The organism is Limnobacter sp., from assembly GCF_036846585.1.
In the GTDB taxonomy this organism is placed as follows: domain Bacteria; phylum Pseudomonadota; class Gammaproteobacteria; order Burkholderiales; family Burkholderiaceae_B; genus Limnobacter.
Map to the genome: position 1 here is coordinate 1 of NZ_DAIUBR010000037.1, position 14525 is coordinate 14525.

Genomic DNA, 14525 nt, shown 5'->3' on the forward strand with positions numbered 1-14525 from the left:
TCTCCATGCCAGGGTCATCCAGCTCGCCGAGCACTTCAGCCACCCTGCCGATGGGCTGGGAATGGCGGGTGGGTTGCTCCACAATTTCAACGGTGACCACCTGGCCAGGGGTCGCATGACCTACGTCTTTGGGCGACACCAGAATGTCGTGCTTGATGCGCTGGTCTTCAGGGATCACCAACAAAATGCCGCGCTCGGAAACCAGCCTGCCAACCAACCGGTTGGTTTTGCGCTCGGTCACTTCGACAATAGTGCCCTCGGGCTTGCCTCGGTGGTCAGTGCCGGTAATTCGCACCAGCACGCGGTCGCCGTGCAACACTTTTTGCATTTCACGCGGGGAAAGGAAGGCATCGGGGCCACGGTCGTCGCGCACCAGAAAGCCAAAACCGTCACGGTGACCAGCCACCTTGCCTGCCACGAAATCAAGTTTGGTGGAAAGCAGCAACATGCCTTTACGGTTGGGCATCAATTGACCGTCACGCTCCATCGCGTTCAGTCGTTTTTCAATAATTGGAAGTTGATTTTCAGAGAGTTTAAGGTGCTCGTAAACCTGTTCGCGGGTTAAGGGGGCTTGCGCTTGGCGCAGTACAGCCAGGATGTCTTCACGACTTGGGATTTTTATTTCTGTTTTATGCATTGACAAATTTATTAATTTCATTAGAATTCACCGCTCGCACCTGTGCCCAGGTGGCGGAATTGGTAGACGCGCTAGGTTCAGGTCCTAGTGGTGGTAACACTGTGGAGGTTCGAGTCCTCTCCTGGGCACCAGCACTTCTTTTTTCTCATGCGCCTGTTCCTATGCGTTTGAACGAAGTGTACAGCACTTTCTTCACATACTTTCTGAAATTCTGAAGCGCTTTGTGAATTTGCATTGCCGCTGACAGCAGCAACACAAATCCACCTTCCCCCCCTCAGAATCCGTAACCCACGCTAAAAATCAAACTGGTATCAGTCTTCTGCACACCGGGTGGCGGCATGTTGTCGTAATCCACATTCACTTGCGTGGACACGTTCACATTTTCTACAATCGGTGCACGCAAGCCCACCTTGGTTTTGAACAAGGCATCGGCTGTGTTTTCAAGGCTGACGGACAAATCATTGTTGTTGAAAAACACCAGTCGCTTATTCCAGAATTTGCGCTCGTAATCCAGCCCAAGACTTAAGGAAGGAAACGACTCATCGGGCGCCACAATGTAATCTTCATTGATGTACGCCAAACCATATTCAGTCGACAATTTGGCCCGCTCGGTCTCAAAAAACTGGTAACCATAACCAGCACCCAGCGAGGTCCGCAAATTCAAGTCTGCCAGCTTGTCCTGTTCGCCTTTGGCGTTCACAAACAGGTAATCTTTCTCGCTCAAAAATGCATCGTATTGGGTCATCAGGTATCGGTTCGATGTCGTTGTTACACCCGCTGATTCAGCCTCGTTTACTTCCGTGGCCACGGTGTATCTGTTCTGAGGGGTCCGGGCAACGAATTTGGCGTCAAAATTAAGCGCATCGTCTTCCGAATTTCCCCGGTTGAACACGCCGCCCAAATTGGCCCTGCCACTGTATTTCACCGAATTGTCGATCACCGGGGGGTTCAGCATGACCACATCGGCCTTTTTAAGGGGTGTGGAGCGCCCCAAATCACCCTGATCGATGATTAGATCACCCTGGGCATTCAAGGCCACCCTGCCCCTCACCTTGGTGCCATCTTTAAGCTGCACGGTCACTCCATCGTCAGAGGTCAATTCGGTGACCCGCTTCCAAGGCACCTCCACTTCGCCAAACAAAGGTGACTTGAATGTCAGAATATCGTCGCCCAACTTGATCACTTCACCGGTAATGTGATCGCCGTTGTCCAGTACAACACTGGCCGCCATGGCCTGGGTACTGCACAAGGAGAAAATGAGCGCGCAAAGCGATGAAAACTTGATTCGGGAGGGGGGATTTTTTTTGGTTACTACTTGTAAGACTGGCATTGTCCCAGGATCTCCTTGACAATTAAAAGGACCCCTAGGATAGCACATCAATTTTTAACCATTTTTAGGCCAAAAATGACTGCATTTTGAACGAAGAAGATGAAGAATAATTACTGAAAATCGCGGGTTTCAAATGGCTGCACAATCCAGACATCCGATTCGAGATATCGCGCCGCATAATCGGGCTTGAAAATTGAAGACGGCTTGACCCACACCACAGCTGTTTTCAATTCCTGAATATGGGGGCACATGTGCTTCAAGTGCGCGCACAAAGCCTGCAAGGTGTGACCTGAATCGGCCAGGTCATCCGCCAACAACACCTTGCCGGTAACAGGCACCACTGTGGCAATGGAGGCAGACACCTGAAGCTCACCCTGCTCGGTTCCTGCACCACCGCGATAGGAAGACGCAGCAATAACAGCCATGGGCTTTTGCAACGACCTTGACAAGCCATCGGCCAGAAAAAGGCCGCCACGGGAAACACCCAGAACAACGTCTGGTTGAAAACCGGAATTTTCAACCGCACGCACCACCTGATCAATCAGATGGTGGTACTGCGCGTAATCAACATGCAGCTTTTCCATGCGGCAAGCGCGTCCGTATCAGGCTTTGTAGGGGTGACGCAGCACGATGGTCTCGTCACGGTCAGGGCCGGTTGAAATCATGTCCACGGGCACGCCACACACGGCCTCCATGCGCTTGAGATAGATTTTGGCTTCCTCAGGCAGATCATTGAATTGCTTCACGCCAAAAGTGGTGCCTTTCCAGCCGGGGAACGTTTCGAAAATTGGCTTGCAACCTTCAACCTTGTCGCTGCCAAACGGCAGGATGTCGGTTTTTGTGCCGTCGGCCAGTTCGTAACCCACACACATTTGAATACTATCCATGCCGTCGAGCACATCAAGTTTGGTGATGCACAAGCCGGAAACACCGTTCAACTGGATGGTACGGCGCAAGGCAGCCGCGTCAAACCAGCCACAACGGCGTGGACGACCAGTGACTGAACCAAATTCATTGCCCTTTTTGGCCAGGTACATGCCCTTGTCACAAAACAGTTCCGTGGGGAAGGGGCCAGAACCCACGCGCGTGGCGTAGGCCTTGGTAATGCCCAATACATACTGCAAACGCTGTGGACCAACGCCTGCACCAGACGAAGCCGCACCGGCGACACAGTTCGAACTGGTCACAAACGGGAAGGTGCCGTGATCGATGTCCAGCAACGCGCCTTGTGCACCTTCAAACAACAGGTTTTTGCCTTCGTCATTGGCCTTTTGCAGCAGGGTTGGTACATCTGCCACCATGTTCTTGATGCGGGGTGCCAGCGCCATGGCTTTGTCAAACACCACCTGTGGATCCACGGGCTCTGCCCCAAGGTACTGGGTCAGCACAAAATTGTGATAATGCAAAACCTCTTCCAGCTTGGCGCGGAATTTCTCGGGATTAAACAGGTCTTGAACGCGCAAAGCGCGGCGGGCGGCCTTGTCTTCATAGGCAGGGCCAATGCCACGACCTGTGGTACCAATTTTTGCATCACCACGCTTGGCCTCGCGTGCTTTGTCCAGGGCCACGTGGTGGTCAAGAATCAATGGGCAGGTTTCACTGATTTTCAGGCGGCTCTCAACGGAAATGCCACCTGCCTGCAACTCGTCAATTTCACTCAACAAGGCTTCCGGTGACAGCACTACACCGTTGCCGATGTACACCTGAACTTCCGGACGCAAAATGCCGGACGGAATCAAACGCAAAATTGTTTTCTTGCCACCGATCACCAAGGTGTGACCCGCATTGTGACCGCCCTGGAAGCGAACAACACCCTGTGCATGGTCGGTCAACCAGTCAACCACCTTGCCCTTGCCCTCGTCGCCCCACTGGGTGCCAATTACAACCACATTTCGAAAACTCATTGCTTATTTCTCCTGATTCATGCCAATCGGCACCACTTTCCACACGGCGTTGGCCTGTACAAGCTGCCGATCACATACAAATTCTTCTTCCTCTTGCGCGGTGTGGGGCAATGACTGCAACACAACCTCGCCCTGGCTTCGCAGTTCGCGAATGACCGTCATCAAACCTGTGTCGTAAACCCAGGGCGCACGAATGGCCGCTTTGGGCCTGGACTGCACCGCCTGCAGGGAAACCAGTTCGCGCAGATCCACTGAAAAGCCAGTCGCAGGGCGCGCCCGGCCGTACACGGCCCCCACATCGTCGTAGCGGCCACCGCGCAAAATCGCGTTGGGGCAACCGTCCACATAAGCCGAAAAAATCAAACCACTGTGGTAATCGAAACTGGCCAGATCAGCCAAATCCAGAATCAATGCCGGCATGGCAGACACGGTTTCCTGCAAACGGGCAATCAAGGTACGCAATTCGTTCAGCACAGCAGCCACTTTGGGGTTGCGGGGCAGCTGTTCGGCCGCGCGATTCAGCACGCAGTTGGATCCACCCACCGCACCGTACAAACCCGGCAAGGCCAACACATTGCTGCGGCAGCTTGCAGACACACCGGCAAGCAAACCCTCAAGGGCAGGTCTGTCTTTCTGGGCCAGGCAATCGTGCAAACTGCGAATCAGCGCATCGGACAAACCCTCGCCGTCGACCACTGCGGCCAACAGACCCGCATGGGACAAGGCAAGGCAATACCCCTTCAAGCCAGACAAATTCAACGTGTCCACGGCCAAATTCAAAATTTCAAGATCTGCTTCAATACCGCCACAACCATACAATTCCGCGCCGCATTGCAGCGGTTCACGCGTGGTGTGCAAACCCAACGCCTGTGTGTGCAGCACCGGGCCGCAGTAGCACAAACGCGTTACGCCTTTTCGGTTCAAAATGTGGGCATCAATGCGGGCCACCTGCGGGGTGGTGTCGGCACGCAAGCCCAGCATGCGCCCGCTGGCCTGATCCAGCAGCTTGAAAGTTTGCAGGTTCAAAGAGGCATCGGCATTGCCAAGCAGGGACTCGGTGTATTCCAGCATAGGAGGCATGACCAGTTCATAGCCATACACGCGGAAGCGGTCCAGCAAGGACCTTCGCAATTCTTCGATTCGCCGGGCCTCGGAAGGCAATACATCGGCGACGGACTCTGGCAGAAGCCAAGCAGACATGACTATTCCAACTCTAAAACGAGTATTTCAAAACAAAACAAGCGTGATGCCAACAGGAAAAGGCGTAAAGCCCCCGAGATTTAACACGGGGGCCAAGGCCTGCCGGAAGGTCTCGCTCATTTCCAGTATTCCCTGAGCCAGACCTTTTCAAGCGATGGCGGTATGCCTGCGCACGCGCGACAAGCCCCAAGTTACTGCGATTTTTGCAAGAACTTGAAGAAATCGGACTGCGGATCAACCACCATCACATCAGACTTGGACGTCAAAGACTTTTTGTAGGCGTCCAGGCTGCGGTAAAAGGAATAGAACTCGGGATTGCGACCAAAAGCGGCATTATAAATCGAAGCAGCCTTTGCATCACCCTCCCCTTTGACAGTTTGTGCTTCCCTGTATGCTTCCGCAAGGATCACTTCGCGCTGACGATCAGCATCGGCGCGGATTTGCTCGGATTCAGCAGCACCGGTTGCACGAAGATCGTTCGCGACGCGCTTGCGCTCCGCTTCCATGCGGCGAAACACGGATTCACTGACCTCGGGCAACAAATCCACACGTTTCAAGCGAACATCCAGGATTTCGACACCGATTTCGATGGCCTCATCTTTCACTTTCTCCACCACAGTGTTCATCACCGTGGTGCGTTCGCCAGACACCATTTGTGGCACTGTGCGCTTGGTAATTTCTTCGTTCAATGCCGATTTCACCACTTGTGACATGCGGCTTTGGGCCAAACGGGAATCGCCGCTCAAACGAACGAAATACAGGCGAGGATCGACGATACGCCACTTGATGTACGAATCGATCAACAGGTTTTTCTTCTCGGATGTAATAAAACGCTCCGGCTCAGGTGTATCAATGGTTTGAATGCGCTTGTCCAGAAAAATGACATTCTGAAATGGCGCTGGCAACTTGAAATACAAGCCAGGTTCCTGGCGAACCTCTTCAACCTGCCCCAAGGCAAACACGATGGCGTATTGACGCTGATCCACGACATACAGGCAGGTATTGGCTACAAAAAAACCAATCAAGGCTGCCGCGATAACTACAAAAATCTTGGGCATGATTAACGGGCTCCCCGGTCACGGTTGCGCATGGCGTCGCGAATACTTGTGTCAAAACCATCATTGCCGGCGCGCGGCGTTGCCGGCGCGGCCTCACTCGACTTGTTGGTGGGCGATGGAGCGCTGCCAGTGGCTGAACCGCTGCCTTCCTGGCTGGATGACGGGCTACTTTTCTCGATCAGCTTGTCCAGCGGCAAATAAAGCAACTGGCTATTGTTCTTGGTGTCTACAATGACCTTGGACACGTTGGAATAGATTTCCTGCATGGCATCCAGATACAAACGGTCTTTGGTAACTCTTGGTGCCTTCTCGTACTCGGTCAAAATGGCCTTGAAACGGGAAGAGTCACCTTCAGACTGTGCAACAACACGCTCACGGTAACCATTTGCTTCCTCGATCAAGCGAGCTGCATTACCACGGGCACGCGGAATCACGTCATTGGCATAAGCCTGCCCATCGTTTTTCAAACGTTCACGATCCTGGCCAGCTTTCACGGCATCGTCAAATGCTGCCTGAACTTGCTCGGGCGGCTGAACTCCCTGAACAGTCACACTGGAAACCAACACACCAGCACCATACTTGTCCAGAATTTCCTGCATCACTTCTGCGGTGTTCAAGGCAATTTGTTCGCGCCCTTCGTACAGTACAAAATCCATTTTACTGCGACCAACCACCTCGCGAATGGCGGTTTCAGCCGCCATTTTCACCGACTCGTCCGGATCAACCATGTTGAACAGATAGTCACCTGCATCTTTCAGGCGGTATTGAACGGCAAACTGAATATCGATAATGTTTTCATCTTCAGTCAACATCAGTGCTTCACGAAGCACCTTGCTTTTCACGTCGTTGCGATAACCCACCTCGACAATGCGCACCTGGGATGAATTCACCACTTCGTGCGACTGAATTGGATAGGGCATACGCCACTGAAAACCGGGCATGGAGGTGTGGTGGTATTTGCCAAACTGCAAAACAACACCCTCGCGGCCTTCCTGAACAATATAAAAACCACTGGCCAGCCAAACAAGCACGGCAATGACGATCACTGCGGTAAAGCCCTTGCCGGCATTCTCCATGCTGGGGCCACCGTTGCCGCCACCGCCCACCGGGCCACGTGGACCACCGCCGTTGCCACCCTTCTTGCCAAACAGGCGATTCAGCCTGCTGTTGAAGTCGCGCCAGAGTTCATCCAGATCTGGCGGGCCATCCTGGCGACCACCGGGTCTGCGATTGTTGTCTTGATCTTGGGGTTTTTGTTGTTCATCGTTGTTCTGATTACCCGATGAATTTCTTCCCCAATCCGGATCATTCATTGACATGCTTGTTCCTGCTGCTGAAAAATTAGTTGTTGACGTTCAAGCCCACTGCAGTTCAGTTGACTGGGCATCCGCGCCACGGCTTTGAGCGTAGAAGTTAACCGCCAGTTCGGCCAAACATTCCCGCAACTCGGCGACACCCAAACCATAGCGCGCACTTACCGCCACGGACAAAATCTTACCATTCCCGTCACGTTCGACCTCTGGCGAACGCTCACAGGCGTCTATTTTGTTCCAGATAATCACTTGGGGAACATCACCTGCCTCAATCTCGAACAACACCTTGTTCACTTCGTCGATCTGACTGTGGCGCACGGGTGAACTGGCGTCCACCACATGCAACAACACATCGGCATGCACTGCACTTTCCAGGGTGGCCTTGAAGGCATCAACCAGGGAATGAGACAGGTCGCGAATAAACCCGACCGTGTCGGACAGTGCCATGTCTACTTTGGGTGCAAGCCACACGCGGCGCGTGGTGGTGTCCAGCGTGGCAAACAGCTGATCGGCAGCATAGGCCTTGTCGCTTGCAATTGCATTGAACAGCGTGCTTTTGCCTGCGTTGGTGTAACCCACTATGGCCACGGTGAATTGCCCGCGCCGCTCACGCTGCCTGCGCTGGGTTTGCCGTTGTTTCTGCAGTTTTTCCAGGCGTGTTTTCAGTTGCTTGACCTTCACGCCTATCAATCGGCGGTCGGTTTCCAACTGGGTTTCACCAGGGCCACGCATACCGATACCGCCCTGCTGACCGTACAAATTTGCATTGCCACGCACTAGGCGCGAGGCCATGTACTGCAACTGGGCCAATTCCACTTGCAACTTGCCCTCGAAACTTCGCGCACGAATGGCAAAGATGTCAAGAATCAGGCCGGTTCGGTCGATGACCCTGCGGCCAAGCGCATTCTCGAGGTTTCGTTGTTGGGCAGGGCTTAAGCTGTGATTGAAAATGACGAGTTCGACCTCCTCGGCCTCGCAATGGGCAAGAATTTCCTGCACCTTACCTGAACCAATGAAAGTTGCGGACTCGGGAGCGCGTCGTTTGGATACAAAAACGCCGATCACCTCTGCACCGGCAGAGGTGGCCAATAGAGCGAGTTCATCGACACTTTCGTGAAACTCGTGTTGGCCAAGGTCGAGTGCAACCAGGGTACTACGAGTCATTTCAAACCACGGATCGTTTGGAAAGTGAAGATGGGGATTACTCCTTCACCTCTGGGGTGAATGTAACGGAACGGCCGGGCACCACAGTAGAAATTGCGTGCTTGTAAACCATTTGGGTCACTGTGTTACGCAGCAGAACCACGTATTGGTCAAAAGACTCGATTTGGCCCTGAAGCTTGATGCCGTTGACCAGATAAATGGACACGGGTACATGCTCTTTGCGCAGCAAATTGAGGAAGGGGTCTTGTAGAAGTTGCCCTTTGTTACTCATAACAGCTCCAGACTGTGTTGATATTATTAAATGTCAGAGCTTTTGGCTCGTCACGCTTAGTTTACAGAAAGCGCTTATGGGTGCCAAACAGAAGCCCCTCTTTTGTTGATATGGACACTCTTTTTTCACAAAAAGTTCAAATCAAACGGAGAAGAATCGATTCGGTTGACAACCCCATCACTCAATCGGGGGTCTCCAGCCAGTCGGAAAGACGGGGATTCTCAATGAACTCGGCCTGAAAGGCCTTCAACTTCTGCGCAGACTGCGGCAACCGGTTCGCCCATTCGGTGGTCAAACCCGGGTCATACCACAGTGCTTTTGCAACCACTTCAGCACTGATGTGGGCCGGGTCACAGATCAAGGCAAAGCGGTCATCGCCCCGAACAATCGCCAACAGGCCGATGACGCCGTGATCGATCAACTGGCTCAGTATTTCGTCGAGTTGATCGGGTGGAACCTTGGCAAAAACACGCAGTTCTTCCATGGTCATGCCAGGCTTTTCCTGTTGCCGCGATTTTTCCAGCTCAACCAACACGCTCAAACCCTGCAACCAGCGCTCACCGGGCCGGTGGGACTGGTTCCAGTAACCTGTCCGCGCCACCGGCAAAGCCGCCACGGTGCTTGCGCCCAGCAACACAATGATCCAGCTGACATAGATCCATAGCAAAAAGATGGGGAATGCTGCCAGCGCGCCATACAAGGCCGTATAACTGGGAAAGTGTGTAATGTAGGCAGTAAAGGCGCGCTTGGATATTTCAAACAAAACCGCGGCCAACAAACCGCCCACCAAGGCATCTTTCCAGTGTACGGCACGGTTGGGCACAATTCGGTAAATAAAAGCGAAAGCGAGAACCGTCAGCAACAGCGGGATCAGGTTCAAGACTGGGAACATGCCACCCAGCACAGGGTTCACACCCGCCATGGTGTTGCCAATCAGGGCAGTAGACACGCTGATGCTAAGGCCAACCAACACCGGCGCCAAAGACAACACGGCCCAATAAAGCACCACTTTATTCATGATGGAACGTTGTCGCTTGACGTTCCAGATTTGATTGAACACGCGGTCCACCGTGAACATGGTCGTCAATGCCGTAATGACGAGAAACACAATACCGATGGCGGTCAAGCCCTTGGCCTTGTCGGAAAACTGGGTGACGTAGGTCAGGATGGTTTCCGACAGGGTTTCCGGAAAGAAGCTTTCAATCAAATACCCCTGAAGGGACATTTGCATGCGGTCAAACATGGGAAAGGCGGTAAAAATTGCCAGTGCCACTGTGGCCAGGGGCACCAGCGACAGCACCGTGGTGAAGGTCAGGCTGGAAGCAACCTGCGGCAGGCGCTGTTCGCTGATTCGCTGCCCCACCAGGCGTGTAAAGGCTATCCACCAACGCACATTCAGCGGCGACAGTTCAACATCTTCCACTTTGAAGGCTTGCCGGGCACCACGCATGAATCGCGCGCGGCGGGTTTCGAAACTCTTGGTGTCAGTTGTTTCAGAAGGTGCGGCTGAACTCATGCGCTTCGATACAATAGGGGTTCCAACAGCCCCCATGATAACCCCTAAGCATGCTTGAAGTATTGGTCCTGTATTACACCCGCCACGGCACCACCGCACAATTGGCACGTGAAATTGCTTTGGGCATCGATTCAGTCAAGGGCGTTTCAGCCCGGCTGCGTACCGTACCCGCCGTGTCTGCCAACACCGAGGCCACGGAATCAGACATTCCCGCAGACGGCCCGCCTTATGCAGAACCGGTAGACCTGAAAGAATGTGCCGGCCTGGCGATTGGTTCCCCGACCCGGTTTGGTAACATGGCTGCTGCCATGAAATATTTTATCGATGGCACAGTGGCAAACTGGCTTGCAGGCGACCTGATCAACAAACCCTTTTGCGTATTCACCAGCACCAGCAGTTTGCATGGCGGGCAGGAAACCACATTGACCACCATGGCCTTGCCCCTGATTCACCATGGCATGTTGTGGCTGGGCATTCCCTATTCCGAACAAGCCCTGCATGACACCACCACAGGCGGCACGCCCTACGGGGTGACCCATTGGGCCGGCACAAAAGGCCACAACCCGCTTTCCGAGCATGAAAAAGCACTGGCCAGGGCACAAGGCGTGCGTTTGGCAAAAGCCACACTGGCCCTTCAACACATGAGCAAACATTGATGCGTAGTAGCACCCCTGACATTCAATCCACCCGCAACAAGGCCTACTGGGCAACCGTTGCCAGCCTGCTGGCCTTGATCGCCCTTTGTGTAGCCTGGGAGCTGTTTATTGCACCCATTCGCCCAGGCGGCAGCTGGCTTGTGTTGAAAGTGCTGCCGTTGCTGCTGATTGTGCCCGGCATCTTCAAACAACGTGTACGCACCTACCAAGCCACTTCACTTCTGGTGTGGCTTTACTTTGCAGAAGGCGCCACGCGCGCCAGTTCCGACCCCGCCCTTGCTTCACAGCTGATGGCCGGGTTGGAAGTGTTTCTGACCGTTGCACTGTTTGCCAGCGTCAGCGTGTTTGCGCGTACTTACAAAGTGCCAAAAACCAAGGTAGCCTAAGGGCATGAACGAATTTCTTGACCAGTTGCGCAAAAGGGTGCCGGGCTTGATCCTCAAGACCGACCCGGTAGATATTGCGCACGCGTGCACCGATTGGCGAAAACGCTACCAAACCACTGCACTTGCACTGCTTGAACCCCTGAATGCAGCACAGGTTCAGGGCATTGTGAAGGTGTGCGACCAGTTCGATGTGGCCATTTCTACCCAAGGGGGCAACACAGGCTTGGTGGGCGGTGCCGTGCCGGCCGCTGAGGGTGACGCATCAAGCCGCCCGCATGTGGTGCTTAAAACCGGCCGAATTCGCGATGCTTTGAAGCTGGATGAAAGCAATCTGACCCTGACCGCCAGCGTGGGTTACACCCTGTATGAAATACAGGAATACGCAAGTGCGCATGGTTTCCTTTTCCCTTTGAGCCTCGCCTCCGAAGGCACGTGTACATTGGGTGGCAATTTGGCCAGCAACGCCGGCGGTGTCGCTGTGCTGCGCTACGGCAATACCCGCGAATTGTGCCTGGGGCTGGAATTTGTGAATGCCCAAGGCGAGCTGTGCGGGGATTTGCGGGGCTTGCGCAAGAACAACACCGGTTACGATTTACGGCACTTGCTGATTGGATCGGAAGGCACGCTGGGCATTGTGACCACCGCCTGCATGAAGGTGTACCCTGCCCCCAAAAGTCGTTGTGTGGCCTGGCTGAACGTCGACAACATTCAGGCTGCGGTGGACGCACTGGGCTTTATTCAAGGCCATCTGTTTGGCGAACTAAGCAGCTATGAATGGATGAATACCAACGCGATCGACGTGGTTCAAACCCATTTCCCGGCCAGGGCACCGGCCTGCCCGGGCGCCGGTGACCATGTGCTGGCCGAATTCACATCGCTGGACACAGAAGGCGCACTGCTTGACCGCGTGAACACCACACTGGAAGCCTTGCTGGAAGAACAAGCGAGTGTTCGCAACATTGCAATTGCGCAAAACGGACGGGAAATTGAAACATTCTGGGCCTTGCGGGAAAACATTTCCGAAGCACAGGCCAAAGAAGGCTTGAATGTGAAACACGATGTGGCCTGTGCGGTGTCGCAACTGCCAATGTTTCACGACATGGCCTTGAATGAGATTGCAGAACATGGCGTTGATGTTCGGCCTGTGTTGTTTGGCCATTTGGGCGACGGCAATTTGCATTTCAATTTGTCTGCTCCCAAGGGAATTGATTCTGCTGCGTTTTTGAATCAACACCAAGGCGTGTTGAACAATCTTGTGCATGAAACAATTTTGCAGTGCGGTGGTACTGTGTCGGCTGAACACGGCATTGGGCAGTTGAAAGCGGAATTGCTTCGAGAGATTACCAGCCCCAGCAATTACGCCGCTTTTGTTTCGATTAAACGGGCGATGGATCCCAAAAACCTGTTCAATCCGGGCAAGTTGGTGTTGATTTGAAAGGTCGAATCTTTTTGGTAACTCGGAGAGGGTGCGCTTTTCGTAAAACCAACTCGGCGGGGTTCTAGCCCAATCGGCAGCGATGTTCCAATCGCTTCGCCTTCAAGAAAACCTGCCCGTTTGAATTCACACGCCACGTTCGGCTTCAAGCCGACAACAAGGTTTGGCCGTCTGTTTTGCCAGGCTTGGTGAGTCAGTGTGAACTTCAAAAAGGGAAGTACAGGTTTTCAGGCGAGTGATTGGGATTCGCGCCGAGTGGGAGGTTGAATAAAAACGGACAAATCACCGAACTCGCACTTTCTAAACCATCGCGTGTTTTGCCATCTTCGCCAACGCGTCTTCAACCACCTGCCAACTGTTGGCTTTCAACAAGGTTGAATCGGACAGCACTTGCCGGTAAAGCCGCCCACCAGGCTGCCCGTGAAACAAGCCCAACCAGGATTTGGTGATGTTGCGAATCGATTCGCCTTTGGCCAACTCCTGATCAGCATAAGCACGCAATTCATCGATGATTTCAAATCGGGTCTTGACAGGTGCAGGCGTGCCAATTATTTCATCAAAACCGGTTAGCAACCAAGGGTTTGAATAGGCTTCGCGACCAAGCATGCAACCATCGGCCCACTGCAAATGACTTTGAATTTCTTCAATGGTTTTAATGCCACCATTCAAGATGAATTGAAGATGCGGGAAGTGTTGCTTCAAACGCTTCACCACCTCATAACGCAGAGGAGGAATGTCGCGGTTTTCTTTCGGTGACAGCCCCTTCAACACTGCATTGCGGGCATGCACAATAAAGGTTTGGCAGCCTGCTTCGCTAACCTTGCCGACAAATTCATACAGCATGGCTTCGCTTTCATCGTAATCAAGCCCAATTCGGTGCTTGACAGTCACATCGATTGAGCAAGCATCCCGCATGGCTTTCACGCAGTCGGCAACCAGATCAGGCTCGGCCATCAGGCAGGCACCAAACGCGCCTTTTTGTACGCGTTCCGAAGGGCAACCCACATTCAGGTTCAATTCATCGTAGCCGGCGGCTTCAATCCATTTTGCACAGGCCGCAAGATGTTCCGGGTCGCTGCCGCCAATTTGAAAAGCAAGCGGGTGCTCTTCGTCATTGAAAGCCAGAAAACGTTTCCTGTCGCCAAACACCAGCGCACCGGTGGTAATCATCTCGGTGTAAAGCCAGGTGTGCTGGCTGATCGCACGGTGAAACCGGCGGCAATGCCGGTCGGTCCAGTCGATCATTGGGGCAACAGAAAGAGTTCTGGGGGGCAGTACTTGAGAAACCATGTTGAGTGAAGCGGGTGCTTTTAAACAGCGCTTATTGTAACCCAGCCCAAGACACATACTTACGAGGCAGGAAAATACCCCCAACCACCGCCCTTGCCCACACAAAACACAGGGCACAACCAAATAGCAGGGTCTTTTGGGTCTTTGAGAAGCCACTGATTACTATTCAAAAAGTAACACTCGTCCCCAGCTTCAAGCCGAAAACTTTTTTCAAGCGGTAAGATTCGCGTATAAACGAAACAATCCGGATATTCGCAATCCACATGTTTCTTAATATTCCAACGCTTCCAGTCAAACTCGCCTTGGTAAACGGGTTCCACCGGGGAACAGGCGGACAGCAAGCCCAAAAACAATAAAATACAAAG

At 53.3% G+C, this 14525-nt stretch carries 13 protein-coding genes, 1 tRNA gene and 1 pseudogene; 4 read left to right on the forward strand and 11 right to left on the reverse strand.

Going from position 1 to position 14525, the window contains the following annotated elements:
• Window positions 1–637: pseudogene (locus V7028_RS13480) on the reverse strand (ribonuclease R); the annotation flags it as partial.
• A 44-nt stretch (window positions 638–681) separates the two neighbouring features.
• On the opposite strand from V7028_RS13480, the gene V7028_RS13485 reads away from it, so the two are divergent.
• Window positions 682–768 (forward strand) — tRNA-Leu (locus V7028_RS13485).
• Between the two features lie 143 nt (window positions 769–911).
• Here the strand turns inward: V7028_RS13485 and V7028_RS13490 are convergent.
• From V7028_RS13490 to V7028_RS13530, 9 genes are all read right to left on the reverse strand, one after another.
• On the reverse strand, window positions 912–1868 hold the full coding sequence (locus V7028_RS13490; protein ID WP_334120602.1) for a DUF481 domain-containing protein: 957 nt from the start codon (window positions 1866–1868) through the stop codon (window positions 912–914).
• A 209-nt stretch (window positions 1869–2077) separates the two neighbouring features.
• Window positions 2078–2551: a phosphoribosyltransferase gene (locus V7028_RS13495; protein ID WP_334120603.1), complete on the reverse strand. Its 474-nt coding sequence runs from the start codon at window positions 2549–2551 to the stop codon at window positions 2078–2080.
• Window positions 2552–2569: 18 nt separating this feature from the next.
• Window positions 2570–3871 carry an adenylosuccinate synthase gene (locus tag V7028_RS13500; RefSeq protein ID WP_334120604.1) on the reverse strand — a complete coding sequence of 434 codons (1302 nt, stop codon included), beginning with the start codon at window positions 3869–3871 and terminating at the stop codon, window positions 2570–2572.
• A 3-nt stretch (window positions 3872–3874) separates the two neighbouring features.
• Window positions 3875–5071 carry an ATP phosphoribosyltransferase regulatory subunit gene (locus V7028_RS13505; protein WP_334120605.1) on the reverse strand — a complete coding sequence of 399 codons (1197 nt, stop codon included), beginning with the start codon at window positions 5069–5071 and terminating at the stop codon, window positions 3875–3877.
• A gap of 191 nt (window positions 5072–5262) precedes the next feature.
• Window positions 5263–6129 carry a protease modulator HflC gene (hflC, locus tag V7028_RS13510; RefSeq protein ID WP_334120606.1) on the reverse strand — a complete coding sequence of 289 codons (867 nt, stop codon included), beginning with the start codon at window positions 6127–6129 and terminating at the stop codon, window positions 5263–5265.
• Between the two features lie 2 nt (window positions 6130–6131).
• Window positions 6132–7448, reverse strand: coding sequence for an FtsH protease activity modulator HflK (hflK, locus tag V7028_RS13515; RefSeq protein ID WP_334120607.1), 1317 nt, complete (start codon window positions 7446–7448; stop codon window positions 6132–6134).
• Window positions 7449–7484: 36 nt separating this feature from the next.
• On the reverse strand, window positions 7485–8606 hold the full coding sequence (gene hflX, locus V7028_RS13520) for a GTPase HflX (protein WP_334120608.1): 1122 nt from the start codon (window positions 8604–8606) through the stop codon (window positions 7485–7487).
• 37 nt (window positions 8607–8643) lie between these two features.
• On the reverse strand, window positions 8644–8877 hold the full coding sequence (hfq, locus tag V7028_RS13525; RefSeq protein ID WP_008248719.1) for an RNA chaperone Hfq: 234 nt from the start codon (window positions 8875–8877) through the stop codon (window positions 8644–8646).
• Between the two features lie 181 nt (window positions 8878–9058).
• Complete coding sequence (locus tag V7028_RS13530; RefSeq protein ID WP_334120609.1) at window positions 9059–10393, reverse strand: YihY family inner membrane protein; 1335 nt, start codon at window positions 10391–10393, stop codon at window positions 9059–9061.
• A 50-nt stretch (window positions 10394–10443) separates the two neighbouring features.
• Between V7028_RS13530 and wrbA the strand changes: the two genes are divergently transcribed.
• The 3 genes from wrbA to V7028_RS13545 are packed head-to-tail and all read left to right on the forward strand — an operon-like array spanning window position 10444 to window position 12870.
• Window positions 10444–11049 (forward strand): NAD(P)H:quinone oxidoreductase, encoded by a 606-nt coding sequence (gene wrbA, locus V7028_RS13535; RefSeq protein WP_334120610.1) that lies wholly within the window; start codon window positions 10444–10446, stop codon window positions 11047–11049.
• Window positions 11049–11435 carry a DUF2069 domain-containing protein gene (locus V7028_RS13540; protein WP_334120611.1) on the forward strand — a complete coding sequence of 129 codons (387 nt, stop codon included), beginning with the start codon at window positions 11049–11051 and terminating at the stop codon, window positions 11433–11435. Before wrbA ends, V7028_RS13540 begins: the two co-directional genes overlap by 1 nt.
• A gap of 4 nt (window positions 11436–11439) precedes the next feature.
• Window positions 11440–12870 (forward strand): FAD-binding oxidoreductase, encoded by a 1431-nt coding sequence (locus V7028_RS13545; RefSeq protein WP_334120612.1) that lies wholly within the window; start codon window positions 11440–11442, stop codon window positions 12868–12870.
• A gap of 300 nt (window positions 12871–13170) precedes the next feature.
• Here the strand turns inward: V7028_RS13545 and dusA are convergent, their stop codons facing one another.
• A complete protein-coding gene (dusA, locus tag V7028_RS13550; RefSeq protein ID WP_334120613.1) occupies window positions 13171–14160 on the reverse strand; it encodes a tRNA dihydrouridine(20/20a) synthase DusA in 990 nt (329 codons plus the stop codon).
• Window positions 14161–14525 lie beyond the last annotated feature (365 nt).